We start from the raw sequence: 26,378 nt of genomic DNA, 5'->3' as shown, positions 1-26,378 counted from the left end.
CAGGATGGCGGACAGCCAGCGTTTGAACAAACAGCTGATGAGTTCGCCTCAGCGGTTCCTGAACCGCGAGTTGTCCTGGCTTGAGTTCAATCAACGTGTGCTGGAGGAGGCCGACAATCCGGCCCATCCCTTGCTCGAGCGTCTGCGCTTCCTTTCGATCTCGGCGAGCAACCTCGATGAGTTCGACATGGTGCGCTATGCCGGCCTGCGTGAGCAGGTGCGTGCCGGCGTTACCAAGGTCAGCCAGGACGGCCTGACTCCCGTGCAGCAGGTGGCCGAGATCGAGGCCGCGGCGCTCGACCTGATCGCCAGCCAGCAGCAGCAGTGGCGCCAGCTGAAAGCCGACATGGAGAAGGAAGGCATATTCGTTCTCGGCGCGCAGGATCTGACCAAGCGCGAGCGGGCCGATATCGAGGCCTACTTCAATTCCAACATCTTCCCGATCCTGACCCCGCTCTCGATTGACCCGGCCCACCCGTTTCCCTTCATCCCGAACCTCGGCTTCACGATCGCCTTCGATCTTGAGCCGGAGAGTGGCGGAGAGGGGCAGGTCGGGATCGTGCCGATGCCCACCTTCGTGCGCCGCTTTATCCGCCTGCCGGCGGGGCAGAAGCCGGGTATCCGCTTCATTGCGCTGGAAGATGTGATCGGCCTGTTCCTCACATCCCTGTTTCCCGGCTTCAGGGAAGCAGGCCGTTGCCTTTTCCGCATCGTGCGCGACAGCGATATCGAGATCGAGGAAGAGTCCGAAGACCTGATCCGCGAGTTCGAGGTGCTGCTCAAACAGCGCCGCCGTGGCCGTATCGTGCGCCTGCGGATGCAGGCCAGCGCGCCGGAAACGCTGCGCGCCTTCATCATGCGTGAGATCGGCGCCGAGCCATCCGACATCGTGCTGTATGACGGCATCCTCGGCATGGCGCGCCTCGCCGAACTGATCGTCGATGACCGACCGGACCTTCTCTTCTCGCCTTACGAGCCGCGCTATCCGGAACGTATCCGCGAAATGGGCGGCGACATCCTGGCCGCCATCCGTGCCAAGGATATCTTGGTCCATCACCCGTTCGAGAGTTTCGACGTAGTGGTCGAATTCGTCCGCCAGGCGGCGGCCGATCCTCAAGTCGTCGCCATCAAGCAGACGCTCTATCGCACGACCATAAACTCCCCGATTGTCGGTGCCCTGATCGAGGCCGCCGAAGCCGGTAAAACGGTGACGGCGCTGGTTGAGATCAAGGCCCGCTTCGATGAGGAGGCCAACCTTCGCCTCGCCCGCGATCTTGAACGCGCCGGCGTGCAGGTTGTCTATGGCTTCATCGAATACAAGACGCACGCGAAGGTCTCGCTCGTCGTGCGCCGTGAAGGCACTGAGCTGCGCACGTACACGCACTACGGCACGGGTAACTACCACCCGATCAATGCGCGAATCTATACCGACCTCTCGCTGTTCACCGCCGATCCCGCACTGGGGCGCGATGCCAACCGCCTGTTCAACTACGTCACCGCAAACCGGGAGCCACCAGAAGTGGCGCCCGATTTCGAGACGATCAGCATGGCGCCGGTGAGCCTGAAGCAGAACCTGCTGTCGATGATCGAGCAGGAGGTGCTGGCTGCGAAGAAGCACAAGCCAAGCGGCATCTGGGCGAAGATGAACTCGCTGGTCGACGGCGACGTGATTGACGCGCTCTACAAGGCAAGCCAGGCCGGCGTGCCAATCGCTCTGGTGGTGCGCGGCATCTGCTGCCTGCGCCCCGGCATTGCGGGTCTCTCTGAGAACATCACGGTGAAAAGCATCGTTGGCCGCTTCCTTGAACATTCGCGCATTCTCTGTTTCGCGAATGGTGAAGCGCTACCGTCGGCGAATGCAAAAGTGTTCATTTCCTCGGCGGACTGGATGCCTCGCAACCTGATGCGGCGCGTTGAGGTGCTCGTGCCAATCCAGAACCCCACCGTGCATCGGCAGGTGATGAGCCAGATCATGGTGGCCAATCTCAACGACGAGCAACAGACCTGGCTGATGCATCCGGATGGGGCCTATGAGCGCCTCGAGCCGAAGGATCCGTCGAGCGCATTCTCCGCACACGGATATTTCATGTCCAATCCCAGCCTCTCCGGCCGAGGCAGCGCGCTGGAAGTCAGCCTGCCGCCGCGCCTGACGCTCCCTGAGAGGCCTAAATGACCATCCAGCAACCGCGCCAGGCCGGTATCATAGATATCGGATCGAACTCCGTTCGCCTTGTGATCTGCGATGTGCTGGGCGCGTCCATCCTGCAGAGCTTCAACGAGAAAGTCATGGCGGGGCTGGGCGAGGGCCTTACGAAGACGGGCCATCTGTCGCCGCAGGGCGTGGAAGCCGCGCTGAAAGCGCTGAGCCGGTACCGCGCGATCCTCAAAGCGCTGAATGTCGACACCTACGAAGCCGTCGCCACGGCCGCCGTACGCATGGCCCAGGACGGTCCCGATTTCCTGAAGCAGGCCGGCAAGATCCTCAACCGCCCCGTTCGCCTTCTGAGCGGCGAGGACGAAGCGCACCTTTCCGCGCGCGGGGTTGATCTTTCGATCCACAATCCTGTCGGCGTGATCGGCGATCTCGGCGGCTCCAGCCTCGAGCTGAAACGCATCGGCTTGTCTAACGGGCCAAAAATGGGCGAAAGCCTGATGCTCGGCCCGCTGGCGCTCGGCGATATCGTCAGTGAACCGAAGGAGTTGCGCAAACGCGTGCGTGACGCGCTGAAGGCGTGCGAAGTCCTCAAAGACGCGAAAGGCCGCTTCTACGCCGTCGGCGGCGCCTGGCGCGCTTTCGGACGCCTTGTGATGGAGCTGGAACGCTACCCGCTGCACGTCCTGCAGGGCTACCAGATCAATGAAGGGCAAGTGGCCCGCGCCGCCAAGCTCTGTGTGGACTCGCTTACCAACGCCGCGGCTCGTCAGCAGATTGAAGCGCTGGACAAGCGCCGCGCGAAATACTTCCCGATGGCGGCCATCCTGATGGAAGAAGTGCTGACGCAAAGTGCGCTGGAAGGCGTCACCATCTCCGCCACAGGCGTGCGTGAAGGCGTTCTGCACGAACTCCTGAAGATGAACCTTGATGACCCGCTGACGGACGGCATCATCGCCTATGCGCGCCTTGACCAGAACCAGATCGCCTTCGGCCGCGCGCTGCATGATTTTATCGCGCCCGCGCTGATCCCCCAGCCGGATCTCTTCGGCTCGCCTGCCGCAGACATCCGCATCGAGAAAGCCGCCTGCATGATGGCCGACAGCGCTGGCCGCTACCATCCGGATCACCGCGCCGAAATGGCTTACGATCAGGCCCTCCGCGCACCCTATCTGGGCGTCTCCCATCCCGAGCGCGCGATGATCGCCTATGCCATCGGCTGCCGGTACGAGAAGGATTTCAAGCGCCCGCCGGAACATGCCGGCCTCACGACGGACGCGCAGACGGACCGCGCCCGCCAAGTCGGCCTTCTGATGCGCCTCGGCGCCGTCTTCTCCGGACGCTCCGGTCCCATCCTCAAACGCGCCGCCCTGCGCCGCGTGGGCGATGCTCTCGAACTGGAAGTCGACCGCAAGGACGCGAACATGATTTCTGAGACGGTTGAGCGCCGCCTGTCACAGGCCGCAAGCCAGCTCAAACTGAAATGGCGCACGAGCGTGCGGTAACTCGCTGGGCGGGCCAAAATCCCGCGTCCAGGAATGTCAGACGTCGAACAATCTGACCTGGCCGCCAGCAAACGACACAGCGAGCTTGCCAGACAGAAGCGCAATCGCCTTCTTGCCGAACATCTCGCGGCGCCAGCCCGTCATCGCGGGGATGTCCTCGCTCGTCTCGCCGCGGGCGATGCGGTCGATGTCGGCGGAGTTGGCGATCAGGCGCGGCACCACGTCATGCTCGTCAGAGACATGCTTCAGCAGCACCTTCAGCAGCTCCGGCGCGCCGGCCGGGATCTGGGCATTCTGCACGGGGCGCGACATCTCCGGGGCAAATGTGTCCGGTGCTTCGACTGCCTGGCGCACGGCCTCGATCAGCCCCTGGCCATGCTTGGAGCGGATAAACCCGCTCGGCACCGCGCGCAGCTGAGCGAAATCTTCCTCCGTCCGAGGCTTCTGTGCGGCGATCTCCTGGATTGCGTCATCCTTCAGGATGCGGCGGCGCGGCTTGTCGAGTTCCTGCGCCACGCGCTCGCGCCAGGCGGCGACCGAGACGACAACGGCCGCATAGTCCTTTTTCGGCATGCGCAGTTTGAGGCGCTGCCAGGCGTTCATCGGGTCGGTGTCATAAGTGGCAGGGTCTTCCAGCTCTGCCATCTCCTCGCGCACCCAGACCATCCGGTCCGTCCGCTCCAGCTCGTCGCGCATCTTCAGGTAGGCGTCCCGCAAGTGGGTCACATCGCCCAGCGCGTAGATCAGCTGCTTCTGGCTAAGTGGCCGGCGCATCCAGTCCGTGAACTGGCTGGACTTGTCGATCTGCTTCTTCAACACCCTCTGGACGAGGTTGTCGTAGGAAATCGAATCACCGAACCCCAGCGCCATCGCCGCGACCTGTGTGTCGAATACCGGCCCGGGCGGGTGGCCGATCAGCCGGTTGAAAATCTCGATATCCTGCCGGGCGGCATGGAACACCTTGGTCTGCCGGTCGGAGGCGATCAGGTCCAGGAAGGGCTTTATGTCCAGGTCCTCGGCCCGGGGGTCGATCAAGCCTTCCACGCCGGGCCCGGAGGCCTGAATCAGGCAAAGTTCCGGCCAATAGGTCGTTTCCCGGTGGAACTCGGTGTCGACGCAGACGAATTCCGCCTCTGCGAGGCGCCCGCACAGGTCTTCCAGCGCGGACTGCTCAGTGATCGGCGTCAGGGTGTTGTCAGTCATTGCCGGAGCGCTTATCGCACCAGCTTGACAAAGGCGAGGGGGTCTGTGCCCTACCCGCCTTCTTTATGTTGGACCGATTTTCCGGAGTTTTCGTCCGATGCACGCCTATCGCACCCACACCTGCGGGGAGCTGCGCAAGTCCCATGTCGGTGAAACCGTCAAGCTTTCGGGCTGGCTGCACCGCCGGCGCGACCATGGCGGGGTCATGTTCATTGACCTGCGCGACCATTACGGTCTGACCCAGATCGTCTTCAATCCGGGCTCCGCCGGCTTTGCCACCGTCGAGCGCCTGCGCGCCGAAAGCGTCCTCACGGTTGAAGGCAAGGTCGTCGCCCGCGACGGGGAGCTGGTCAACGCCAACCTCGCCACCGGCGAGATCGAGGTCGTCGGCGGGGCGGTGTCCGTCCAGTCCGAGGCCGCCGAGCTGCCTATGCCGGTATTCGGCGACCATTCGTATCCGGAAGAGATCCGCCTCAAGCACCGCTACCTGGACCTGCGCCGCGAGGCCCTGCACAAGAACATGGTGCTGCGCTCCAACGTGATCGCAAGCCTGCGCCGCCGCATGGTCGCCGAGGGCTTTACCGAATACCAGACGCCGATCCTCACTGCCTCCAGCCCGGAAGGCGCGCGCGACTTCCTCGTGCCGAGCCGCATGCACCCCGGCGAGTTCTACGCCCTCCCGCAAGCGCCGCAGCAGTTCAAGCAGCTGCTGATGGTTTCGGGCTTTGACCGCTATTTCCAGATTGCGCCTTGCTTCCGCGACGAGGATGCCCGCGCCGACCGCTCGCCGGGCGAGTTCTACCAGCTTGATATCGAGATGAGCTTCGTCACCCAGGAAGACGTCTTCAACGCCGTCGAGCCCGTCATGCGCGGCATCTTCGAAGAATTCGCCAGATGGGACGGCAAGAATCGCACGGTCGTGCCAGGTCCGTTCGAGCATGTGCCATATGCCGAGGCGATGCTGAAATACGGCTCCGACAAGCCGGATCTGCGCAATCCGATCATCTGCGCGGATGTCTCGGAGATCGCAACCCGCGAGGACGTGACCCTCGGCGTGTTCAAGAAGATCGTCGACGGCGGAGGCATCGTCCGCGCCATCCCGGCGCCGGGCACCGCCGAGCAGCCGCGCAGTTTCTTTGACAAGATGGACGCCTGGGCGAAGAAGGATATGCAGGCTCCCGGCCTCGGCTACATCCGCTTCGTCGAAGAAGCCGGCAAGCTGTCGGGTACCGGCCCAATCGCCAAGTTTTTCGCGCCGGAAGCCCTTGCCGCGCTCGCCGCCAAGGCAGGTGTCAAAGCCGGCGACGCCCTGTTCTTCTCGGCCGGCGACAAGACGGCCGCCGTCAAGCTGGCCGGCGCCGCCCGCACCCGCATCGGCGAAGAACTCGGTCTGATCGACAAGAGCATCTTCAAGCTCTGCTGGATCGTCGACTTCCCGATGTTCGAATGGGACGAAGACAACAAGTGCGTGGACTTCAGCCACAACCCCTTCTCAATGCCGCAGGGCGGCATGGAAGCGCTGCTGGCCGCCGACACGACCGAGAAACAGCTGGCCATCAAGGCTTACCAGTATGACATCGTCTGCAACGGCATCGAGCTGTCCTCAGGCGCCATCCGGAACCACCGCCCGGACATCATGCTGAAGGCCTTCGAGATTGCCGGCAAAGGCCCTCACGTCGTGGAAGAGAAGTTCGGCGGCATGCTGAACGCCTTCCGCTACGGGGCTCCGCCACATGGCGGCATCGCCCCCGGTGTGGACCGCATCGTGATGCTGCTGGCCGAAGTCGATAACCTGCGCGATGTCATCCTCTTCCCGATGAACCAGCAGGCCCGCGACCTCCTGATGGGCGCCCCGAGCCCGGTCGAAGACCGCCAGCTCAAGGAACTCAACATCCGGCTCGCCCCGGCCGTGAAGGCCTGAGGCTCTCTGTAAGCTCTTGCCTTGTCCTCCGGCAAAGGCCGGTCGGGCAGGGCGGGAAGCGTTGCATGTGTTCGGGCTCGCGCCAACTTCCCCGCCCCAGAACTGACCTTAGTGTGTCGTCCCCCCGGCCTGTCAGCAGGCCCCGCCTTCAAGGCAATCTGCGACGCCTCTGTCTCTTCCGGAGCAGTGCGCAGGCATAAGAGTTGAGGGGCTCGTTCCACCAAGCTGACAGAACCTGACCCTCCCCTGGAGCGCGTCCGGCCGCACTTTCTGCGTTGTTGCGAAGCAATGAGACCTGGCCAAAGCCAGAACATCCGTACCCGGAAAATGAAAGCCCGTCAGGCCGGACTAGTCCAAGTCCGAGCCAAGGCGTGAGGCGAGCTGTGTGGTGGTGCACAGCGGCAGCCGGGCCTCGGCGGGCAGGCGTGTCGAAAGCGAGCCGCATGCGCCATCAAAATCGGCTTCGGCGAAGCCCTTCACACTGGCGAGGTTGGCGCCGGCAAATCGGGCGTCTTTGAACGAGGCGCCGGTGATGTCGGCTCCATTAAAACGCGCGTTCTTGAAGTTCGCGCCGTTGAAGACCGTGCCCCGCAGATTCGCGCGGTCCAGCATCGCGCCCTCGAAGTTGCCGGCGGACATGTCCGCGCCCTCCAGACGGGCGATGATCAGTTCGGCGTCCTCGAAATTGGCGCCGATCATTACGGCGTCCTGGAGGCTGGCGCCGTGCATCAGCGCGCGGCGCAGATCCGCGCCGGTGGCGCTGACTTCCTGCAGCCGGGTGCCGGCAAATATAGCATCGGCCAGCTTCGCATTGGTAAGAACGGCGCCCCTCATGTCGGCGCCGGTCAGGTCCGCGCGCTCGAAGTTCACTGCCACGGCCTGCACGCCGCGCATCACGGAATAGTCGAGTTTCGCTTCGGAATAGTTCGCCCCGGCCAGCGTCCAGCCCGTCAGGTTGCGGCCCGACAATTCGCAGGTGGCGCAGGTGCCGACATAGCTGGGAGACCAGGCAACGGGCTGACCTTGAGCCATCACGCCCGGGGCGGCGATGGCAGCGAAAGCACCAGCAAGGGATACGAGACGCAGATTCAGGTTGTCCATGGGACTCGGGATAGCTGTTTCCGGATACGGTCTAAACTGAACAAACTGTAAGAACTGTAAATGCGGCACGACTGTTGCCAGAAAGCAATAAGTGTTGCCGCATCTTCATGTTTTTTCCCGTGGAGGGCGATCCCGCAACGCCCTTCAGTCGCGCTAGACGCTACTGGCTGGCGCGGCTTTCTTCCCCGCACGTGTCACAGGCGAGGTGGCCGTCCTGTCCCGCTTCGAACAGCGTGAAGCTCCCGCAGGCCGGGCAAGCCTGAGAGACATAAGCCGGCGAGAGGTCGCCTGCAGCTGCTTCCGGCTCTTCGGCGGCCTTCTCGGCGCGGCGCTTGTCGAGGATGACGATGTTGTCCGGCAGCTGCCCACGCGAGAAGCCGCGCGAAATGAACTGCGCCGCTTCGGAAGTGAACGGCGCCGGCTCGCCCCGCGTCGCATCCCCGGCGCCCCGGCCGAGGCCGTCATGGGTGACGTCCGCTTCGGCGAGGTCGTCGCGGCCCAAATATGACACCGCAAGCTCCCGGAAAATGTAGTCCAGAATCGAGGTGGCGTTGGTGATCCGGTCATTGCCGGTCACAGCCCCGGCGGGCTCAAACCGGGTGAAGACGAACGCGTCGGCATACTCCTCCAGCGGCACACCATATTGCAGGCCGAGGGAGACCGAGATCGCGAAATTGTTCATCAAGCTGCGGAAGGCAGCGCCTTCCTTGTGCATGTCGATGAAGATTTCGCCGAGACTGCCATCATCGAACTCGCCGGTGTGGAGGTAGACCTTGTGCCCGCCGACAGTCGCTTTCTGGATATAGCCCTTGCGCCGGTCCGGCAGGCGGGTGCGGCGCACGCGGGCAGGCGGCTCCTCGGAGAGGGCGGGCAGGTCCGGCAGCGCTTCGGCGTCCTCGGCGATCTCCTCGGCAAGCGAGATGATCTGATCCATCCGCATCCGAAGATCCTCAGAGGGCGGGGCCCGGTGGCCTGCCATCAACGCAGAGAGCCCGGCAGCCATCGCTGCTTCGGCGAGTTCCAATCCCTCGACGGAAGGCGCGCGCAGCATGCCCATCCCGCCGAGTACCTTGGAGGCGGCAGCGGTAAACCGGATCTCGGCGTCCGCACTCACGGTCAGGGACAGCCCGGCCGCCGCGAGGCCCTTGCCGGCGATCTCCTCAATCGCGCCATCGATGGCGAGTTCGGCGGCCGCGATGTCCTTCTTGGAGAAGCCGACCGCCGAGAGGAGCGCCTTGCCGTCGGAATCGAAACGCTCCGGCGAAAGCTTCAGGTCGTGGATGATGATCTCGTCGCCGAGCACCCAGCGGGAGAAAGCGGCGTTCAGCGGCAGGCCGTCGCCGATGGCGCGGGTGACGCGTTCGATGGCTTCGTCTGTGAAGCCGCGGTCGCGCAGCTTGTTTCGGCCGAGAGCGGAGTCGAGGTCGTGAGCGCCGGCCTGGGCGAGACGTTCGAGCAGCTGCGGAAGCTGTTCCGGCGCCCGGCGGGCGAGGCCGAGCCGGGCGGCCCGGCTGAGGCTTGGTGCGTCCTCGCCATAAGCCAGCACAGTGCGGACCGGCGCGGCGCCTTCGCTTTCGCATTCAGGCAGCGTGCCCGCCATGTCTCGAAGCGGCAGAATCGCGAGTTGGCAGGGGCGGCGGCCGGACGCCTTCAGGCCCTCGAGGCCGAGCAAGCGTCCCTGCGCGGCCGGGAAGGCCGCGCCGGTGGCGGCGGACTTGACCAGCGCGGCAAGCGCGGCGCCGACCGCGACACCCGTTTCTGACGCATAGTCGAGCCCGAGCGACAGGACCGCAGCGCCAAGCCCCGCGACGACGAGCATGCCATCCCCGAGGCTGCGGGCAGCGGCATCGACTGACGCGACAAGGTATTCGGCTTCAAGGCCCGCGGGACCAACGGCCTGGGCCACGTCCAGCACGCGGCAGAGTGTGCCGGCTTCCGGCAGGGCGGCGCGCATCAGGTGAATCTCGGCGCCCTCTTCAAGCGCAGCGAGCAGGGCTTCAGAGAGAACGGCATCAATATGGCCGGCCTCGAACACGCCGGGGCGGGGCGAGGGCGTGCTGACCGCAGCGGCGCGCAGCGAGGCCGCGGTCTTGAGGATGCCGCCCGGCTGGCGAAGGGCTTCTTCCAGCACATCCTGCGGCAGGCCGGCGGCGAGGGCTTCGGCCAGCTCGGCGTTTCGAGGCGCGTCGCCGAGGCGTTCCAGCATTTCAGCTGTCGCAAGCTGCGAGACGCCCAGCAGGTTGGCCGCCGACCAGGCCGAGCGGACATCTCGGAGCGCCGCTGCATTCAGCGGCTGGGCCGGGCGCCCGGCCGAGCGCAGCACGTCGCGCAGCCGCATTTCCGCAGAGAGAAGCCCGTCGGCTTCGGCGGCTTCGAGAAGGTCGCTGGGGGATTTCGCGGACATCAATGGGGTTCCCGGCCGAATCAGTTCAGCTGAGGGTGCCTTGCGGGCGCCCCTGCCGCAAGCCCGGGCAGGGGCGCCCCACAGGGTAGATTGCCTGCAGGCAGTGGATGGATTAACTGCCGCCGCAGGGCCATATTGCGGCCATCAAGTGAGGTCAGGAAACCCCCATGCTGAAACACATTTTCACCTGGTGGAGCGGTCATACGGTGGGGGCTGCCTTCGATATCGGGCGACGCTCGAACGAGATCGGCACCGACGAGTATGGCAACCGCTACTATGAGGAGCGCAAGCCCTCGACCGAAGGGCGCCGGCGCCGCTACGTCATGTACAATGGTCTGGCCGAGCCGTCGAAGGTGCCCGCCGACTGGCATGGCTGGCTGCACCACACGCTGGATACGCCGCCGACCAAGATGCCGCTGGACCGGCGAGAATGGGAAACGGACCATACCCCAAACATGACCGGCACGCCTTACGCCACCAAGCCGAAGGGCAGCATGGCAGCTGGCGACAACCGCCAGAAATCCGACGCTGATTACGAGGCCTGGAAACCGGATGCGTGAATCCTTCTTTGAAACGCTGATCGGCGCGCTGGTCGTCGGCGTGGCTGCCTTCTTCCTGTGGTTCGCGCTGGCGCGCGGTGGGGAAGCTTCGACCGGCTCTTCGCAGTATGAAGTTACGGCGCGCTTCAACAGCGTGTCAGGACTGGCGCGTGGTTCGGACGTTCGCATTGCCGGCGTTAAGGCCGGCGTTGTGAAAGCCATCGAGGGCGACCCGGAACGCTTTGAAGCCGTACTGACGCTCAGCCTCGATACCAAATGGGTTCTGCCGGACGATACCGACGCACGCGTCTCGACCGATGGCCTGCTGGGCGGCGCCTTTATCGCGCTGGAGCCTGGCGGCGGCGTTGACAACATCCCCCAGGATGGCACCGGCCAGATCCAGTACACACGCGGCAGCGTCGACCTGCTGACGCTGTTTGCCTCCTTTGCTTCGGGCGGCAGTGGTTCCTCGAACGATACGTCTACGGACGATCCTGCACTTGACGATCTTGAAGCCCTTGATGATCCGCTGGAGACTGTGGAATGAAATTGCTTCTTCGCGGCGCCGCCATTGCGGCGGTGGGACTGTCACTGGCCGGCCTTGCGGCGGCGGCGACCTATGCCAAGCAGGACCGCGCCACCTTGCGCGCGCTCGACAAGATCACAGGCCGCTCGACGGACATCGTGGTTAAGGTTGGCGAGCCGGTTGTGTACGGATCGCTCAGTATCGACCTGAAGAGCTGTTTCCAGACACCGCCTGAAGAAGTGCCGGAAAGCGCGGCCTTCCTGCGTATTTCTTCCACCCGCCCCGTCGCCGAAGAGCAGCTTGAATCCGCAACCGGCGGCGACAAGGAAGCCGCCGCGACGCTGGCAGCCGCCGAAAATCCGGTCGTGTTCTCAGGCTGGATGTATGCGTCTTCGCCCGGCCTCAGCGCGCTCGAGCACCCGGTTTATGATATCTGGGTTATCCGCTGCACAGCGCCCGCGCCAGTGAAGTTGCCGGACCGCGTGATCGTGCCACTCGGCGACGAGCCGCTGGTGGACGACATGCCGGCCGGCGTTGCCGAGACGGACGAAGCGCCGGTGATTGAGGAAGTTCCGGCCGAACCTGAACCGATCGACTGATCTGCCGGAAGCGGGTGGAAACTGGCGTTGACCTTCAGCGCACGTTTCAGCCGTGCACGGAACTCTTCGCGCGAGACTTCGATGAGGCCGAACTGGTCTAGGTGCGGATTGTAGAACTGCGCGTCCAGCAGCACGAAGCCGCGATCAATCAGGCGCGCGGCGAGATGAACCAGGGCAATCTTTGACGCGTCGGTGGCGCGCGAGAACATGCTCTCGCCAAAAAAGGCCCCGCCGATCGCCACGCCGTAGAGCCCGCCCACCAGCGTATCGCCGTCCCAGCACTCGACCGAGTGCGCATGGCCCTGCCGGTGCAGCGCGCTGTAGAGGTTGATGATGCCGGAATTGATCCACGTATTCGGGCGCGCGTCGTGCGGCTCGGCGCAGGCCTCGATGACGCGCGTGAAGGCTGTGTCGACCGAAATCCGGAACGGGTCCTGGATGATGCGCCGCTTCAGGCGCTTCGGAATGTGGAAAGCGTCCAGCGGCAGGAGGCCGCGCTGTTCAGGGTCTACAAGGAACAGGCGCGGATCATCGCGCGAGTCTGCCATGGGGAAGACGCCCCGCCGGTAGCAGGCGAGCAGGTCTTCCGAAGAGAAACGCGCGGACATGCGGCAGATATGGGTCGCGCCGCGAGCGGTGTAAACGCGGCGATTGGACGGGCCGGCGCTATTGTCCGGTAAATTTCGGCCGGCGCTTCTGGGTGAAGGCACGGACGCCTTCGGCGAAATCATCTGTGTTGCCGAGTTCGAACTGCGTGCGTCGTTCCAGTTCGAGCTGGGCGGCGAGGTCGTTGTCGAAGGCCTCGGCAAGGACTTCGCGGGTGCGGACCAGGCCGAGGGTCGGGCCGGCGGCAAGTTTTGCGGCGAATGCGGCAGCTTGCGGGAGGAGGGAGCCGTCTTCGACCGCCTGCCAGATCAGGCCCCATTGTGCGGCTGTTTCGGCGGGCAGCCTGTCACCCAGCAGGGCGAGCCCGCGCGCACGGGCGGCGCCGACGAGCCGGGGCAGGTGCCAGGAGCAACCCATGTCGGGCACCAGGCCGAGCTGGGGTGCAAAGACCTGGATAAAAGTTGCTGACTTCGCGGCCAGAACGATGTCGCAGGCGAGCGCGAGTCCCACACCGCCGCCCGCGGCCACTCCGTTTACAGCTGCGACAGTCGGCTTGGGGAATGCCGCAAGATCGCGCGCCAGCGGGTTGAAGTGGCTGGTCATCCCGTCCGAGATGCCCTGGCCGCGCGAGACCGGCGGCGTGTCGGATTGCTCGACGAGGTCTGCGCCGGCACAGAAGCCGCGCCCGGCGCCGGTGATGATCAGGGCCCGGACGGATGCGTCAGCAGAGGCGACCGCGAGCGCGGCGCGGAACTGCTCCATCAAGGCGCGGTTCAAGGAGTTCAGAGCATCGGGCCGGTTCAGCGTGATCGTGAGAACGCCGTCCGTGGTCGTCTGGAGAATAGGCGCCGGGGACGCCGGGGTGCGGTTGCTGGTATCGCCCATATCCCCGGTCCTTCGCTGTCAGCCCTTGCCCGCTGCCTCGGCTTCAGCGGCTTTAGCGTCCGCCAGAAATTTTTCCAGCCAATGGATATTGTAGTGGCCGGCGACGACATCGTCATTGTCGACGAGACGGCGGTGGAGGTCGAGCGTGGTGTGGACGCCGCCGACGACCATTTCCTGTAGCGAGCGCTTGAGGCGCATCAGGCATTCGCGGCGGGTTCGTCCGTGTACGATCAGTTTTCCGATCAACGAATCGTAGTGCGGCGGAATGCGGTAGCCGGCATAGGCCGCACTATCGAGGCGCACGTCCGGGCCGCCCGGCGCATGAAACTCGGTGATGAGGCCAGGGGAGGGCACGAAGGTTTCCGGGTGCTCGGCATTGATGCGGCACTCGATGGCATGGCCGACGAGCATCACGTCTTCCTGGCGGAAGGAAAGCGCCTTGCCTTCGGCAATGCGGATCTGTTCGCGCACGATGTCGATGCCGGTGATCATCTCGGTGACCGGATGCTCGACCTGCAGACGCGTGTTCATCTCGATGAAGTAGAACTTTCCATCCTCATAGAGGAACTCGATCGTGCCGGCGCCGCGATAGCCTATTTTCTGCATCGCGCGGGCGCAGATCATGCCGATCTCTTCGCGCTGGATCTGGTTCAGCGCGGGTGAGGGCGCTTCCTCGAAGACTTTCTGGTTGCGCCGCTGCAAAGAGCAATCGCGCTCCCAGAGATGGGCGACGTTGCCGTGCGTGTCTGCGATCACCTGGATCTCGATGTGGCGCGGGCCCTGAAGGTATTTCTCAAGATAGACCGCGTCGTCACCGAAGGCGGCTTTCGATTCGGTCTTGGCGGTTTTTACCGCGTTCTCGAGGTCGGCCTCGGTCATCGCGAGCTTCATGCCGCGGCCGCCGCCGCCAGCGGAGGCTTTGACGAGCACGGGGTAGCCGATCTTCTTGGCGGCCTTCTTGGCCTCCGAAATCGATTCGAGCGCGCCTTCGGAGCCGGGCACGCAGGGCACGCCGGCGGCGATCATCGCTTGCTTGGCGGCGATCTTGTCGCCCATGATTCGGATGTGTTCTGCCGTCGGGCCAATGAAGGCGAGGCCGTGGGCTTCCACCATCTCGGCAAACTGGGCGTTCTCCGACAGGAAGCCGTAGCCGGGGTGGATCGCGTCGGCGCCGGTGATTTCGGCGGCCGCGAGTATCCGGGACTTCTTCAAATAGCTTTCCGACGAAGGCGCCGGGCCGATGCAAACGCTTTCGTCCGCCAGGCGTACGGCCATCGCATCGCGGTCAGCCTCGGAATGGACGACGACCGTCATCAATCCCATTTCCTTGCACGCACGGTGAATACGCAGCGCAATCTCGCCGCGGTTGGCGATCAGGACCTTATGAATTGGGCGGTGCTCGGGCATCGAACTATTCGATCAGGACGAGGGGTTCGCCGTATTCGACGGGTTGGGCATTCTGGACGTAGATGGCTTTGACGGTGCCGGCGCGGTCAGCCTCGACCGGGTTGAAGGTTTTCATCGCCTCGACCAGCATCAGCGTGTCGCCCTTCTTCACCTTGTCGCCAATGTTGACGTAGGGCTTCGACTGGGGGTCGGCCGAGAGGTAGACGGTGCCGACCATCGGGGATTTCACGGCATTGTCCGGGGCGGCAGAGGCGACGGCAACGGAGCCGGGGCCGGTCGGAGCCGGTAGGGCAGCTTGGGCCGCGGGGGCATAGGCCGGAGCTGGCGTAGCAACGGCGGCGTGCACGACATGAGACGACTGGCGCGAAACGCGGAGTTTCAGACCATCATGTTCGATTTCGATCTCGCCGAGGTCTCCCTCGCGGAGGATGGCGGCAAGTTCGCGGATGAGGCCCGTGTCGAGCTTGTTCTTGGCAGCACTCATTTTTTTTCAGCTCCTCCCTGACCGGAAAGCCGCATGGCGGCCCCCAGCGCGAGTTCGTATCCGTAGGCACCTAGCCCGGCAATCGTAGCAGTTGCAACAGGTGCAACATAGTTAACGTGCCGGAAGGCCTCGCGCGCCGAGGGATTGGACAGATGGACTTCAATGACGGGAATCTTGAGTGATTTCAAGGCGTCATGAAGGGCGATGGACGTATGGGTATAGGCGGCCGCGTTGAGGATCAGGACGCTGGCCTCGCGGCCGGCCTCCTGCACCCAGGTGACGAGTTCGCCTTCGGAATTGGTCTGGCGCAGCACGAGGGAAGTGCCCTGCGCCTGCGAACGCAGCCGGGCGTGAATATCTTCCAGGGTATCCCGGCCGTAAATCTCGGGCTCGCGGGTGCCGAGCAGATTGAGATTCGGGCCGCCGAGGACATATACCGGTTTCGACATGGGCCTCCGTTTGCGCTGGAACGCCGCGTGTTGCAAGAGGGCAACAGAAGGCAGGCTGCCATGAAAATCATCCTCAACGGCGAAGCGCTCGAAATTGCCCCCGGAACCACTGTGGCGATGCTGGTTCTTCGCCTGTCAGGCGAGACCGGCCGCGACCCGCGCGGCATCGCCGTGGAGCGCAACCGGGAGATCGTGCCAAAGTCCGAACATGCCCTCACAGTGCTCGAAGAGGGCGACCAGCTGGAGCTGGTCCAGTTCGTTGGCGGGGGCTGAAAACGGGCGCCAGACCCGCCCTGAAGCCGTCTGCACGAATGGCCGGAGTGCTTGACACTGGCGGATCCGGCCGGGACGTTTCTCGCAGGGTGTGTTGACGCCTGCATCAGGGACGGCCAGATCAGCCCGCATGTCTGAACCGCAATCAAACGACCCGCTCATCATCGCCGGCAAGGCGTATGCCTCGCGCCTGATCGTGGGCACAGGGAAGTATGCCTCCTATCAGCAGAACGCCGACGCGGCCCGCGCGGCGGGCGCCGAGATAGTGACCGTGGCGCTGCGCCGGGTGAACCTCTCCGACAAGAGCCAGGAAATCCTGTCTGACTTCGTAAAGCCGACCGAGTTCACCTATCTGCCGAACACAGCGGGCTGCTACACGGCCGACGAAGCGGTGCGCACGCTGCGTCTTGCGCGGGAGGCCGGCGGCTGGAACCTCGTGAAGCTGGAAGTGCTGGCGGACCAGAAGACGCTGTATCCGAACATGCCGGAAACGCTGAAGGCGGCCGAAGCCCTCATAAAGGACGGCTTCGAGGTCATGGTCTACTGCTCGGACGATCCGGTCTATGCGCGGCTGCTGGAAGAGGCGGGCTGCTGCGCGATCATGCCGCTCGGCTCGTTGATCGGCTCAGGCCTCGGCATCATGAACCCGGTGAACATCCGCCTGATCGTGGAAGCCGCCAGAGTGCCAGTGATTGTGGATGCGGGCGTCGGTACGGCCTCAGACGCCGCGATTGCGATGGAACTGGGATGTGATGGCGTACTGATGAATACGGCTATTGCCGCTGCGAAAGATCCAGTGCGCATGGCGCGCGCTATGAAACACGCAGTGATCGCAGGGCGCGAGGCCTATCTCGCCGGCCGGATGCCGAAGAAGAAATACGCAGACCCGAGCTCACCGCTCGCCGGATTGATTTAGGGCCGCCCTTGAACACCGCGCGCGCCTACGATCTCCTGATCTTCGACTTTGACGGCACGCTGGCCGACAGCGCGGCGTGGTTCCGGTCGATCCTGCCGGATCTGGCGCGGCGGTTCGGGTTCCGGTGCCCGGACGAGGAAGAACTGGAGATCCTGCGTCACAAGCCGCCGCGCGAAGTGATGCGTATACTGAAGATACCCGGCTGGAAGCTGGTTCTGATTGCCGTGCATGTGCGAAAGCGCGCCGCGAAGGCTGCTGCGTTTCCATTGTTCGACGGTATTCCGGAGATTCTGGAACTTCTTTCAGCCAAGGGCGTGAAGATAGCGGTCGTCTCGTCCAATGCAGAGGTGAACGTGCGCCGAGCGTTAGGGCCGGAGCTGAGCGCGCGGGTTCATGCCTGGAGCTGCGGCGCGGGCATGTTCGGAAAGGCGAAGCATTTTCGCGACGTGCTGGGCAAACTGAGAGTGACGCCAGGACGGGCGCTGACCGTGGGCGACGAAATCCGCGACATTGAAGCGGCGCGCGAAGTAGGCCTAAGGACGGCGGCAGTGGCGTGGGGCTTCAGCATGAAGCCCGCGCTGGATGCGGCGGCGCCGGACTTTTGTTTCGAGACTGTGGAAGAGCTAAGGGTTTTCCTCGGAAAGGCCTGACCGGCCGGGGCGCGCTTCACGCGGCGATCCGCTCGGCGACTTTCTGCATCACGAAAGAAGGATACTTGAGCCCCAGGTTCACGACGCAGGTTCGCTGGAGAATATCCAGCGTGCGGGTGCACATGTCCGGTGAATAGGTGATGTCGCGCTTCGCCCACTTCCACGGGTTCATTTTCGGGTGGAACGTGCGCTGAGTGAGGATGGGTTCCCAGTTGGTGTAGATGTGCCTGGAGCAGTCGTACAGGCGACTCCAGACGCCGCGCTGCCCTTGCAGCTCGATGGCCGCTTCGCGTGTGGCCGCGAGGATTGTGAGGCTGACGGCATTGTCGTTATCATTGTGCGGCGTGACCACGAAGTCGTCGCTGTGGCTTAAAATGCTGGCCATCATCGCGCGGCGCTTTTGCATCTGGTCCAGCATCGGCTGAACCCGGCGAAGCTGCACCTGCAGCATGGCAGACTGGATTTCATTGACCTTCATGTTGGTGCCGACAAAGTCCGGTTGATTGTAGCGTTCCTCATGGCCGCGGATCATCGCGCCGAGATCGTGATAGGACCGCGCGCGGGCGTAGAATTGGTCGTCGCTGGTGAGGACTGCGCCGCCTTCGCCGATATTGAGGTTCTTCATCTTGTTGAAGCTGAAGGCGCCGAGGTGGCCAATTGCGCCAAGGTGGTGGTCCTTGTAGCGCACCCCGACTGATTGGCAGGCATCTTCGATGACAATGAGGCCGTGTTTCTGAGCGATCGCCATGATCGCGTCCATGTCGCACGGCGCGTTACCCATATGCACGGGAATGATCGCGCGCGTGTAGGGCGTGATTTTGCGTTCGATATCTTCCGGATCGATGGTCAGTGTTTCGTTGATATCCACGAGAATCGGGACGGCGCCGACCATGACTGGCGCGGCGGCGGTGGCCATCCAGGTATAGGCAGGAACGAGCACTTCATCGCCCGGGCCGATGCCGGCCGCCGCTAGCGCAGCGATCAGGGCGCTGGTACCGGAGGTTACCGTGAGGGTGTGCTTTGCCCCGGTGAGCTGGCAGAGCTCCTGCTCAACCTCATCGGTGAAGTGAGCTTTGTTGCCATACCGGGTGAGCTGGCCTTCTGCTATGGCGCGGCCGGCGGCGATCCACTCACAAAACCCCATAGCTGGCATCGTGGAGCCTCCCCTTCTGGCGCAGGCTCCGTTCAGGTACTCAAGAATCGTGCCGTGGGAATGCCCGCCAGAACAGGCAAAAACCGGCGCACGCGGCGCCGGTTGTGCCAGATCAGGCCTTTACCAGCCCAATGTCGCGCAGGCGTTCCATAAGGAAGTCCTGAGCCGTTATCGGGGGTTCGGCCTTGCCGCCTTCGGCGAGACAACCAGGCAGCGCTTCGATCGGGAAGTCCTGGTTGAAATGCAGGAAGAAAGGCGTCGAGTAGCGCGGGAAGCGCGACCGTTCCGGAGCCGGGTTGACGACCCGGTGGGTGGTCGAAGGCAGGACCCCTCCGGTGTAGCGCTGCAGCATGTCGCCGCAATTGATGACGAGCGCGCCCGGCGGCGGGTTCACGCCGAGCCATTTGCCCGAGCGGTGCTTCACCTCAAGGCCGGCTTCCTCGGCGCCGAGAAGCAGCGTGATGACGTTGATGTCCTCATGCGCGCCGGCGCGGACCGAGCCTTCCGGCGGCGGCTCTGTCTGAGGCGGGTAATGCAGCAGACGGAGGATGGAGTTGCCGAAGTTGACCTTGTCGGCGAACCAGTTCTCCGGAAGGTTCAGATGGAGGGCGACGCCCTTAAGCAGCTCGGCGCCGAAGGAATCGAGCGCCGCGTAAAGGGCGCGGGTGGCCTGGTCGAAATCCGCCACTTCGGACACGGCAGGCGTGTCCTTCATCGTGTTGCGGTAGGGGGAGGCGGGCGGCAGATCGCGCCCCGTGTGCCAGAACTCTTTTAGGTCGGCCTGCGCCTGGCCCTTGGCATTCTCGGTGCCGAAGGGGGTGTAGCCACGCTGGCGGCCGCCGGGAGCGTCATGGTATTTTTCCTTCGCATCTGCGGGCAGTGCAAAGAAGGCCTTCGTGGCGGCGAGGTTGTCGTCGATGGTTTTCTGCGAAACCGGGTGGCCGGTGATCACCGCAAAGCCGGTTTCACGGAAAGAGCGGCCGAGCGCAGCGGAGAAGGCGGCCTTGTCGGAGTGCCAGAGCGAATAGGGGATCGGTTCGAAATACTGGTTCATGAGGGTAGTCTGCCAGAAGCCGGAGCCGCCAGAAAGGGGGCCAGCTGACGCGGGTCTTAATGATTAAGGAAATATCAAAGGGGCCATGCGAAGCCTTAAGGCTTAAAGTCGATCCGGGTCAGGACAAAAAATGCCGCAAGCCGGCGCAGGCAAACGAGGTTCGGCGGCGAGACCGGCGCGCCAGTCCGGGCACCTCCGCCCGCGGCTGAACGGGCTAGATCTGGCCGTCCACCTGTGGCGCGCGAAATGGCTGATGCTGGCAATCTTTTCGCCGCTGGCCGCGATCGGTGTAGCGGCAGCGTTTTCGCTTCCGAGCAGCTATACGGCGACCTCGCGGCTGATGGTTGCGACCGGCGACGGGTATGCCTTTCCGGCAGGCGCGGCGCCTGCCGATCTGGGGGCGCTGGTGCGCTCAGAGGCAGAGCTGCTGCGCAGCCCGGTGGTGGCGCAGGCGGCGGTGAAGCAGGTGACGCTGGCGCGGGCCTATCCGGGAATTGCGCTCAGCTGCAAGCCGGAGTTGTGTGCCCAGCTTGGCGCCGAAGCGGTGCTGCAAGGGCTGGTGGCGGAGAGTGCGCCGGACAGCCCGGTCATTGCGGCGAGCTTTGCGCATGCTGATCCGGTGGTTTCCGCAGATCTGCTGAACGCAGTGGTGACGGCCTACCTCGCATACCGCGCAGAGGTCTACACCGACACGCGGAGCGACGGCTTCCGCGAACAACGCGAGCGGTTCGAGGAAGACCTGACGGAACTGGATGCGGCAATCCGGGATTATCTGTTCACGAACAACCTGACCGACCTTGCCGCCGAGCGCGATACGCTGCGCCAGCTTTACCAGGCGGCCAGTGGTGACCTGCTGGAGACGCAATCTCGTCTGCGGCAGGCCGAAGCGCAGCTGGCGAACTATCGCCGTCAGATCGAGACGATCCCGAAAGATCAGGACCTCTATGTCGAGGACACACGCCAGCAGATGCTGATGACGATGCGCCTCGACCGCAACGAGAAAGCCGCGCGCTATGGGGCGCATTCGCCGGTGGTGCGGGAGCTCGACAACCAGATTGCGCAGGCCGAAGCCTATATGGCCGCCGGAGCGGGCGCGGGCGGTCTGGTGCGCCGTGGCCCCAATCCGCTCTATCAGCAAGTCGAAGCGGCGATGGCGACGCTGCAGTCCGAAGTCCAGGCCTTGAGGGAGCAGGCAGCGGAACTTAAGACGCAGATCACGAGCTTTGAGGTGCGCCAGCGGCGTCTGGTCGAACTGGCACCGGACCTGAAAGAACTTGAACGCCGGCGGGAAGTGGCCGAGCGGTCGATCAAGGCCTTGTCGGAGCAGGAAGTCGACGTGCGTACGCGCAATGCGCTGACGCTGCGCGGGGCCAATACCATCCGGGTACTGGAGCCGGCCTCGCCGCCGGTGGCAGGCACAAGCCTGAAGGCGCCGGCATTTCTGCTCGCGCTGTTGCTGGCGGCGCTGGCGGCGCTGGCAGCGGGGCTCATGCAGGCTCTATCGAAGCGGGGCTTTGCCACACCGGGCTCGCTGGAGCGGACGCTGGGGCTGCCGGTGCTCGCCGTGATCGGAAAGCGCTGAGCGTGCCCGGGATGCGTGACCTCCGGCAAGATCTCTCCGGCCTCTGGCGGGCCGCGTCTCACGTTGCGCCGGCGAAGGGCGGGCGTGTCGTGATGTTCATCGCTGCGCACAAGGGCGAAGGCACGAGCAGCGTGGCGGCCTCGTTCGCACTGATGGCGGCGAGCCGTGCTGTGCGGACGGCATGGCTGGTCGATCTCGACATCCGGCGGAATTATCAGTACACGTCGTTTGCGCAGGGCATCCTCAAGGATGTCGGTCGGCCGGGCCACGCGCTGGATGCCTCGCTCGGCACCGAGCAGATCTATACCGTGGCTGGCCACGAGGCGGATATATCCTATGGAAAGCTGCTGAACGCCCATCAGATCGATGGTCACCGGCTTCTGGTGACGCGGTTTCGAAGTGACCGACTTGCTGCCGGGCAAAGGGTGCGCTTGCGGCCCGGTCCGGCCTGGTGGAGCGCGCTGCGTGCGGCGGCGGATTGGGTCGTGATCGATGCGCCGGCCCTTGAGCGCACCCGCGCCGGTCTTTCCTTCGTGTCTCAGACGGATGCGGTCGTGCTGGTCGTGAAGGCGGACGCGACATCGGCCTCGGACGTCTCGGCGCTGCGCCAGGATGTGGAGGCTCAGGGCGGGAATGTGATCGGCGTCGTGATGAACCGTATCCGTGAGGACGCCCTGATGGCAGGCCGGTTCGAGACCTTCAGCTAGCCTGAAGGGCCTCCGGTCAGCTTTCTTGGTTTCTACGGCATGCAGGGCTTGCGAAGCAGGAGGGGTTTCAATAGACCCCTGTTTCGCGCTGGAGAGGTGGCCGAGTGGTCGAAGGCGCGCCCCTGCTAAGGGCGTATGGGGGTAACTCCATCGAGGGTTCGAATCCCTTCCTCTCCGCCACGTTCTTGTCTGTGCAATACCTTGTATAAATAAGATATTTATATCACGATGGCGATGGAGTCGCGACGCGTAAGCGGGGCGGTCGCAGATGGCGGATGATTTCGGCAATCCGAGGCCGCAGGACTGTTCCCCGATGAAGAGCGCTTGTTTGCCGCGAACACCAGTCCATTTTGTTGGAAGCCTCAGCGACGCCTGAAGTCGAAGGACACGTCATTCCGGATCTGTGCGGCGCCATCTGCGACAGGGATGACGCAACCGAAAGGTCGAGCCTGCCGGTGGAATGGAACCTTGCAGGCAGCTGCACGTCATTGCGAAAGGTTACCACTGACATGCGGATTGCAAATGACCAACATCCAGAAAGGTGGCCCGGCTAGAACGGCCAAGGTGATCGTGCTGGGTTGCTTCCCGCCGCGCCGGTGCGGAATAGCAACGTTCACGCAAGATACGGTTGAAGCGATTCGCTCCGTCGGGTGCGATCTGAACGTGTCGGTCATCGCGATGGACGACGGATCTCAGGATATTCGCTTTGAAGATCCGGTAATTGCCACTCTCAAGCAGCACGACCTGGGTGCTTATGTCGATGCGGCGGCGATCATCAACGCGCAGAAGCCCGACTGCCTGATCATTCAGCATGAGTTCGGCATCTTCGGCGGCCCGGCAGGCGAGTTTCTTCTGACGTTGTTGGCTCTGGTGAAGGTGCCGGTCATCACGATCTTCCACACCGTTCTGGAGCGGCCCGATTACAACCAGCTTCGGGTCATGCGCCGGCTGCTGCACCGATCGAACCGGCTCGTCGTCATGGCGCAGCGCGGCGCCGACATGCTGCGCGACGTTTACGGCGCAACGTTCGACCGGATCGCCGTAATCCCGCACGGCGCACCTACCCGCCCGCAGGTTGATCCGCGCGAAATGCGCGCCAAACTAGGAATCGAGGCGGATCGGATGATCTCTACGTTTGGTTTGCTTTCGCCGAACAAGGGCATCGAGACGGTGATCCAGTCGATGCCTGAAGTGCTCCAGCAGTATCCTTCGACGATATATGTGATCCTGGGCGTGACCCATCCTCACCTCGTCGCACGTGAGGGAGAAGCCTACCGCCAGTCGCTGGAGGCGCTTGCAGAGAAGCTGGGCGTTGTCGGCAGCATCCGCTTCGTGAACCGGTTCGTCGAGAACGAGGAGCTTTTTGACTATCTTCAGGCCAGCGATGTATACGTGACGCCTTACCTGAACGAAGCGCAGATAACTTCCGGCACGCTCAGCTACGCACTGGCACTCGGCTGCCACGTCATCTCAACACCGTACTGGCACGCTCAGGAAGTCTTCGCAGACTGCCCCGGAACGCTGGTGCCGCCGGCGGACGTGGGCGCAATCCGGAATGCATTGCTGAATCTGTTCGGCGACGGGGCTGCCTTGGAGGCTTCGCGGGACGGCATCTATCAGTGGGCGGAGCATACACGTTGGCCGGAGTTCGGCGCGCGTTTTTCAGTCCTGATCGCTGACGTCTCCAGGATTCGGAGCCGCATCTCGCATATCTCGGAGCGTCATGGTCCAGCATTTCCGGCCGTCTCGCTCAAGGCAATTGAGCGGATGACCGACAATTGCGGTATCTTTCAGCATTCCCGGTTTTCAGCGCCGGATCGCAATCACGGCTACTGTGTGGATGACAACGCGCGCGCCCTGATCCTGGTCAACGACCTCATTCGAAGCGGCATGATGGGTGCGGAAATCGAGCGTCTGCATGGCATCTATACGGGCTTTGTCCTGCATTCCTTCGCTGAAACAAGCGGCACGTTCAGAAATTTCATGGGCTATGACCGGACCTGGGAGGCCAAACCTTCGTCGCAGGACAGCCAGGGCCGGGCGTTCTGGGCATATGGACATGCTGCGGCAACCGAGCAGTATGCGGGAAACAAGGGTTGGGCGGCGACGGTGTTGCAGCAGTGCGTTCACCGCATGGGAGAGATTACGTCTCCGCGTGCCCGGGCCTTCATCATTCTCGGCTGCGCCGAACTCATGCAGAGCGACAGCAAGAGCGACCAGTATGCCGGATTGATGCAGCGGTTTTCTGAAGAACTGTTGCGCCAGCTCCAGCAGTGCCGGTCCGATGACTGGCACTGGCTGGAAGACACGCTGAGTTATGATAACGGACGGATCCCGCAGGCGTTGCTGGTCGCGGGGCGCCTGTCTGGATCCGGGATCATGGTGCGTGCAGCGCTCGCAAGCCTTGAATGGCTTTGTGACGTTCAGCTGATCGATCACGGATTCTTTGCGCCGGTGGGGGCCGAGTCTTTCGGTCGCTTGAGACTGCCGCCACTGCCAAACGATCAGCAGCCGATTGAAGCGGCGGCCATGCTGGACGCCTGTTATCAAGCGTTTCTCGTCACGCGTGATACGAAATGGTGGCGCCGGGCGAAGACTTTGTTTTCCTGGTTCTACGGGCAAAACAGCCACGAACTTTCATTGGTGGATCCGGTAACGGGCCTTTGCCATGATGGGCTCAACAGGTCGGGCTTGAACCTGAACGCCGGGGCTGAATCGCTTCTGGCCTTTCAGATGTCTATTTGCACCTATCAGGCTTTCCTCGAAGAGATGGACAAAGCGCCACGCAAAGACGTACCGGGTGACAGCCGCCAGGCTGCTTTCGTATGAGTTCGATCACCCATTGCGACCTGCTCTTGACGGCGGACGCGTCAAAGGTCGTCATCCGTCCTTTCGAAATTGCAGTAGAGCCGCGCGATTCAAATCCGGTGCAGCTGTCGCGTGCGAAACGCATCGTCGGGGCGGTGCTCGATATGCCGGAGCGGTCGGTGGCGATGGAGCTGGCCTTCGTGCTCGAAGATTTCGCAGAGCGGCACACAGAAACCCGCGCCTTCTTCGAGGCGCGCTGTGAATCCATTATGGCATTGCTCCGGCTCAACGAAGCCGTGTCTCCCGCTCGGCGGCAACTGATCGGCGCATACTTTAGCCTTGAATATGCCTACGCCGCAGCAGCCGTCATGAATCCGAGCGTCGTGGTGCATCCCGACCAGAAGGGCGTCAAGCGCGGTCATACGCGCATTGTGTTGTCTCTTCGGACTGTCGGCGAAGGACATATATCTTCGATTGCGTTTCGCGAAGCAGAGCTTGGTCCGGGTACAGAGATACAGCTTAGTGACATCCCCAACTCCTCGATCGCCGCAAAGGCGGTAGTGGATGGAGAAACCGTTCTGATGACCGTGTCCGAGGACACGCCGCTTTCGGCGACGGTCCTCTTTCCGGCGACGCCTGCTCAGCGCAACGGTCTCGAAGACTTACGCATGACACAGTTTACCGCTCCCAGCGCCAAGGCCATGTATTATGGCACCTTCACCGCTTACTCGGGTCAGGAGATCTCGTCGCAGATGCTGGAGACCGCCGATTTCCGGTCGTTCAAGCTTCGACCATTGCGCGGGCCGGCTGCCCGCAACAAGGGCATGGCATTGTTTCCGCGCAAGATTCATGGCCAGTACGCCATGATTGGCCGGCAGGACAATGAAAGCCTCTATTTCCTGACCTCGCCGGAAATCGATCTCTGGGAAGAAGGCACGCTCATTGCTTCGCCCGTCGAGCCCTGGGAGCTGGTGCAGATCGGCAACTGCGGCTCGCCGATCGAGATCGAGGAAGGTTGGCTGCTGCTGACACATGGTGTCGGTGCGGTTCGCCAGTACGCCATAGGGGCGATGTTGCTGGACAAGGACGATCCGACCATGGTGCTCGGCCGCACGGCGCAGCCGATTATCAGCCCCGTAGATGATACACGGAACGGCTATGTCCCGAATGTCGTTTATACTTGCGGCGCGCTGGCGCTTGGACGGCGGTTATTCATTCCGTATGCGGTATCGGATAGCAGCGTCACGTTTGGATGGTTGTCGATAGATGACCTGATCCGGAACATTCAGGCGGCTTAAACTGGCTTCTTCGGCGATGGGTGCCGGGATGTGCCGTGTCAGGGAGCCCGCAGCCTCGTCAGACGTATCGATTCAGTCGATCCCACAGACAGGACAAGACGCGAGGCTCATTACCCCATGCCTACACGTCTCGAGGCTTGCGCTGCCTGTCGCAGA

The 26,378-nt window shown here is 63.4% G+C and carries 22 protein-coding genes, 1 tRNA gene and 1 pseudogene; 14 read left to right on the top strand and 10 right to left on the bottom strand.

Translation table 11 applies throughout. The features are described from left to right. Positions 1–4 precede the first annotated feature (4 nt). Complete coding sequence (locus Q0C17_RS06525; protein WP_291203141.1) at positions 5–2,173, top strand: RNA degradosome polyphosphate kinase; 2,169 nt, start codon at positions 5–7, stop codon at positions 2,171–2,173. Further along, positions 2,170–3,657, top strand: coding sequence for a Ppx/GppA family phosphatase (locus Q0C17_RS06520; RefSeq protein WP_291203138.1), 1,488 nt, complete (start codon positions 2,170–2,172; stop codon positions 3,655–3,657). The genes Q0C17_RS06525 and Q0C17_RS06520 overlap by 4 nt, the downstream gene beginning before the upstream one ends. Before the next feature lie 36 nt (positions 3,658–3,693). Here Q0C17_RS06520 and rnd read toward each other — a convergent pair whose 3' ends face one another. Further along, positions 3,694–4,860 carry a ribonuclease D gene (gene rnd, locus Q0C17_RS06515; RefSeq protein WP_291203135.1) on the bottom strand — a complete coding sequence of 389 codons (1,167 nt, stop codon included), beginning with the start codon at positions 4,858–4,860 and terminating at the stop codon, positions 3,694–3,696. Positions 4,861–4,957: 97 nt separating this feature from the next. Here rnd and aspS point away from each other — a divergent pair, with 97 nt between their 5' ends. Further along, positions 4,958–6,781 carry an aspartate--tRNA ligase gene (aspS, locus tag Q0C17_RS06510; protein ID WP_291203132.1) on the top strand — a complete coding sequence of 608 codons (1,824 nt, stop codon included), beginning with the start codon at positions 4,958–4,960 and terminating at the stop codon, positions 6,779–6,781. Positions 6,782–7,129: 348 nt separating this feature from the next. Here the strand turns inward: aspS and Q0C17_RS06505 are convergent, their stop codons facing one another. Together Q0C17_RS06505 and Q0C17_RS06500 are read right to left on the bottom strand one after the other, a co-directional pair. Next, positions 7,130–7,882: a pentapeptide repeat-containing protein gene (locus Q0C17_RS06505; RefSeq protein WP_291203129.1), complete on the bottom strand. Its 753-nt coding sequence runs from the start codon at positions 7,880–7,882 to the stop codon at positions 7,130–7,132. Between the two features lie 160 nt (positions 7,883–8,042). Next, entirely contained in the window at positions 8,043–10,286 is a 2,244-nt protein-coding gene (locus tag Q0C17_RS06500) for a hypothetical protein (protein ID WP_291203126.1), read from the bottom strand. Between the two features lie 167 nt (positions 10,287–10,453). On the opposite strand from Q0C17_RS06500, the gene Q0C17_RS06495 reads away from it, so the two are divergent. Genes Q0C17_RS06495 through Q0C17_RS18155 form a run of 3 tightly spaced genes read left to right on the top strand, consistent with a single transcriptional unit; the run spans position 10,454 to position 11,950 of the window. Further along, positions 10,454–10,846, top strand: coding sequence for an NADH:ubiquinone oxidoreductase subunit NDUFA12 (locus tag Q0C17_RS06495; protein WP_291203123.1), 393 nt, complete (start codon positions 10,454–10,456; stop codon positions 10,844–10,846). Then, positions 10,839–11,372, top strand: a complete 534-nt coding sequence (locus Q0C17_RS06490; protein ID WP_291203119.1) for an outer membrane lipid asymmetry maintenance protein MlaD — start codon at positions 10,839–10,841, stop codon at positions 11,370–11,372. Before Q0C17_RS06495 ends, Q0C17_RS06490 begins: the two co-directional genes overlap by 8 nt. Then, complete coding sequence (locus tag Q0C17_RS18155) at positions 11,369–11,950, top strand: DUF2155 domain-containing protein (RefSeq protein WP_366914769.1); 582 nt, start codon at positions 11,369–11,371, stop codon at positions 11,948–11,950. The genes Q0C17_RS06490 and Q0C17_RS18155 overlap by 4 nt, the downstream gene beginning before the upstream one ends. 29 nt (positions 11,951–11,979) lie before the next feature. On the opposite strand, the pseudogene aat reads toward Q0C17_RS18155, so the two are convergent. The 5 genes and pseudogenes from aat to aroQ form a co-directional block, all read right to left on the bottom strand. Next, a pseudogene (gene aat / locus Q0C17_RS06480) lies at positions 11,980–12,558 on the bottom strand (leucyl/phenylalanyl-tRNA--protein transferase); the annotation flags it as partial. Positions 12,559–12,616: 58 nt separating this feature from the next. Further along, entirely contained in the window at positions 12,617–13,441 is an 825-nt protein-coding gene (locus Q0C17_RS06475) for an enoyl-CoA hydratase-related protein (protein WP_291203113.1), read from the bottom strand. Positions 13,442–13,459: 18 nt separating this feature from the next. Beyond that, a complete protein-coding gene (accC, locus tag Q0C17_RS06470; protein ID WP_291203110.1) occupies positions 13,460–14,848 on the bottom strand; it encodes an acetyl-CoA carboxylase biotin carboxylase subunit in 1,389 nt (462 codons plus the stop codon). Positions 14,849–14,852: 4 nt separating this feature from the next. Beyond that, positions 14,853–15,332, bottom strand: a complete 480-nt coding sequence (accB, locus tag Q0C17_RS06465) for an acetyl-CoA carboxylase biotin carboxyl carrier protein (RefSeq protein WP_291203107.1) — start codon at positions 15,330–15,332, stop codon at positions 14,853–14,855. Beyond that, positions 15,329–15,781 (bottom strand): type II 3-dehydroquinate dehydratase, encoded by a 453-nt coding sequence (gene aroQ / locus Q0C17_RS06460; protein ID WP_291203104.1) that lies wholly within the window; start codon positions 15,779–15,781, stop codon positions 15,329–15,331. The genes accB and aroQ overlap by 4 nt, the downstream gene beginning before the upstream one ends. 60 nt (positions 15,782–15,841) lie before the next feature. On the opposite strand from aroQ, the gene thiS reads away from it, so the two are divergent. The 3 genes from thiS to Q0C17_RS06445 all read left to right on the top strand — a co-directional run bounded on the left by thiS (position 15,842) and on the right by Q0C17_RS06445 (position 17,620). Further along, complete coding sequence (thiS, locus tag Q0C17_RS06455) at positions 15,842–16,054, top strand: sulfur carrier protein ThiS (RefSeq protein WP_291203101.1); 213 nt, start codon at positions 15,842–15,844, stop codon at positions 16,052–16,054. A 130-nt stretch (positions 16,055–16,184) separates the two neighbouring features. Then, positions 16,185–16,970, top strand: coding sequence for a thiazole synthase (locus Q0C17_RS06450; RefSeq protein ID WP_291203098.1), 786 nt, complete (start codon positions 16,185–16,187; stop codon positions 16,968–16,970). An 8-nt stretch (positions 16,971–16,978) separates the two neighbouring features. Continuing rightward, positions 16,979–17,620 carry an HAD hydrolase-like protein gene (locus tag Q0C17_RS06445; protein WP_291203095.1) on the top strand — a complete coding sequence of 214 codons (642 nt, stop codon included), beginning with the start codon at positions 16,979–16,981 and terminating at the stop codon, positions 17,618–17,620. A gap of 16 nt (positions 17,621–17,636) precedes the next feature. Here Q0C17_RS06445 and Q0C17_RS06440 read toward each other — a convergent pair whose 3' ends face one another. Next, positions 17,637–18,773, bottom strand: coding sequence for an aminotransferase class I/II-fold pyridoxal phosphate-dependent enzyme (locus Q0C17_RS06440; RefSeq protein WP_291203092.1), 1,137 nt, complete (start codon positions 18,771–18,773; stop codon positions 17,637–17,639). A gap of 112 nt (positions 18,774–18,885) precedes the next feature. Next, positions 18,886–19,827: a 2-oxoglutarate and iron-dependent oxygenase domain-containing protein gene (locus Q0C17_RS06435; protein WP_291203089.1), complete on the bottom strand. Its 942-nt coding sequence runs from the start codon at positions 19,825–19,827 to the stop codon at positions 18,886–18,888. A 130-nt stretch (positions 19,828–19,957) separates the two neighbouring features. Between Q0C17_RS06435 and Q0C17_RS06430 the strand changes: the two genes are divergently transcribed. The 5 genes from Q0C17_RS06430 to Q0C17_RS06410 all read left to right on the top strand — a co-directional run bounded on the left by Q0C17_RS06430 (position 19,958) and on the right by Q0C17_RS06410 (position 26,222). Continuing rightward, entirely contained in the window at positions 19,958–21,409 is a 1,452-nt protein-coding gene (locus Q0C17_RS06430; protein ID WP_291203086.1) for a Wzz/FepE/Etk N-terminal domain-containing protein, read from the top strand. A gap of 11 nt (positions 21,410–21,420) precedes the next feature. Continuing rightward, on the top strand, positions 21,421–22,116 hold the full coding sequence (locus tag Q0C17_RS06425) for a hypothetical protein (RefSeq protein WP_291203083.1): 696 nt from the start codon (positions 21,421–21,423) through the stop codon (positions 22,114–22,116). A gap of 90 nt (positions 22,117–22,206) precedes the next feature. Continuing rightward, positions 22,207–22,296 (top strand) — tRNA-Ser (locus Q0C17_RS06420). A 342-nt stretch (positions 22,297–22,638) separates the two neighbouring features. Beyond that, entirely contained in the window at positions 22,639–24,945 is a 2,307-nt protein-coding gene (locus Q0C17_RS06415) for a glycosyltransferase family 4 protein (protein WP_291203080.1), read from the top strand. A gap of 26 nt (positions 24,946–24,971) precedes the next feature. Then, positions 24,972–26,222, top strand: a complete 1,251-nt coding sequence (locus Q0C17_RS06410) for a glycoside hydrolase family 130 protein (RefSeq protein WP_291203077.1) — start codon at positions 24,972–24,974, stop codon at positions 26,220–26,222. Positions 26,223–26,378 lie beyond the last annotated feature (156 nt).

It is taken from the genome of Hyphomonas sp., from assembly GCF_022844445.1.
GTDB lineage: Bacteria > Pseudomonadota > Alphaproteobacteria > Caulobacterales > Hyphomonadaceae > Hyphomonas.
The sequence above is the reverse complement of the archived record's forward strand: the minus strand, read 5'-3'. Positions and strand labels throughout refer to the sequence as shown.

Excerpts from the sequence above, each read along its gene's own strand:
- Q0C17_RS06525 (WP_291203141.1), top strand. The coding sequence starts at position 5 with ATGGCGGACAGCCAGCGTTTGAACAAACAGCTGATGAGTTCGCCTCAG.
- Q0C17_RS06520 (WP_291203138.1), top strand. The coding sequence starts at position 2,170 with ATGACCATCCAGCAACCGCGCCAGGCCGGTATCATAGATATCGGATCG.
- rnd (WP_291203135.1), bottom strand. The coding sequence starts at position 4,860 with ATGACTGACAACACCCTGACGCCGATCACTGAGCAGTCCGCGCTGGAA.
- aspS (WP_291203132.1), top strand. The coding sequence starts at position 4,958 with ATGCACGCCTATCGCACCCACACCTGCGGGGAGCTGCGCAAGTCCCAT.
- Q0C17_RS06505 (WP_291203129.1), bottom strand. The coding sequence starts at position 7,882 with ATGGACAACCTGAATCTGCGTCTCGTATCCCTTGCTGGTGCTTTCGCT.
- Q0C17_RS06500 (WP_291203126.1), bottom strand. The coding sequence starts at position 10,286 with ATGTCCGCGAAATCCCCCAGCGACCTTCTCGAAGCCGCCGAAGCCGAC.
- Q0C17_RS06495 (WP_291203123.1), top strand. The coding sequence starts at position 10,454 with ATGCTGAAACACATTTTCACCTGGTGGAGCGGTCATACGGTGGGGGCT.
- Q0C17_RS06490 (WP_291203119.1), top strand. The coding sequence starts at position 10,839 with ATGCGTGAATCCTTCTTTGAAACGCTGATCGGCGCGCTGGTCGTCGGC.
- Q0C17_RS18155 (WP_366914769.1), top strand. The coding sequence starts at position 11,369 with ATGAAATTGCTTCTTCGCGGCGCCGCCATTGCGGCGGTGGGACTGTCA.
- Q0C17_RS06475 (WP_291203113.1), bottom strand. The coding sequence starts at position 13,441 with ATGGGCGATACCAGCAACCGCACCCCGGCGTCCCCGGCGCCTATTCTC.
- accC (WP_291203110.1), bottom strand. The coding sequence starts at position 14,848 with ATGCCCGAGCACCGCCCAATTCATAAGGTCCTGATCGCCAACCGCGGC.
- accB (WP_291203107.1), bottom strand. The coding sequence starts at position 15,332 with ATGAGTGCTGCCAAGAACAAGCTCGACACGGGCCTCATCCGCGAACTT.
- aroQ (WP_291203104.1), bottom strand. The coding sequence starts at position 15,781 with ATGTCGAAACCGGTATATGTCCTCGGCGGCCCGAATCTCAATCTGCTC.
- thiS (WP_291203101.1), top strand. The coding sequence starts at position 15,842 with ATGAAAATCATCCTCAACGGCGAAGCGCTCGAAATTGCCCCCGGAACC.
- Q0C17_RS06450 (WP_291203098.1), top strand. The coding sequence starts at position 16,185 with ATGTCTGAACCGCAATCAAACGACCCGCTCATCATCGCCGGCAAGGCG.
- Q0C17_RS06440 (WP_291203092.1), bottom strand. The coding sequence starts at position 18,773 with ATGCCAGCTATGGGGTTTTGTGAGTGGATCGCCGCCGGCCGCGCCATA.
- Q0C17_RS06435 (WP_291203089.1), bottom strand. The coding sequence starts at position 19,827 with ATGAACCAGTATTTCGAACCGATCCCCTATTCGCTCTGGCACTCCGAC.
- Q0C17_RS06430 (WP_291203086.1), top strand. The coding sequence starts at position 19,958 with ATGCCGCAAGCCGGCGCAGGCAAACGAGGTTCGGCGGCGAGACCGGCG.
- Q0C17_RS06425 (WP_291203083.1), top strand. The coding sequence starts at position 21,421 with ATGCGTGACCTCCGGCAAGATCTCTCCGGCCTCTGGCGGGCCGCGTCT.
- Q0C17_RS06415 (WP_291203080.1), top strand. The coding sequence starts at position 22,639 with ATGACCAACATCCAGAAAGGTGGCCCGGCTAGAACGGCCAAGGTGATC.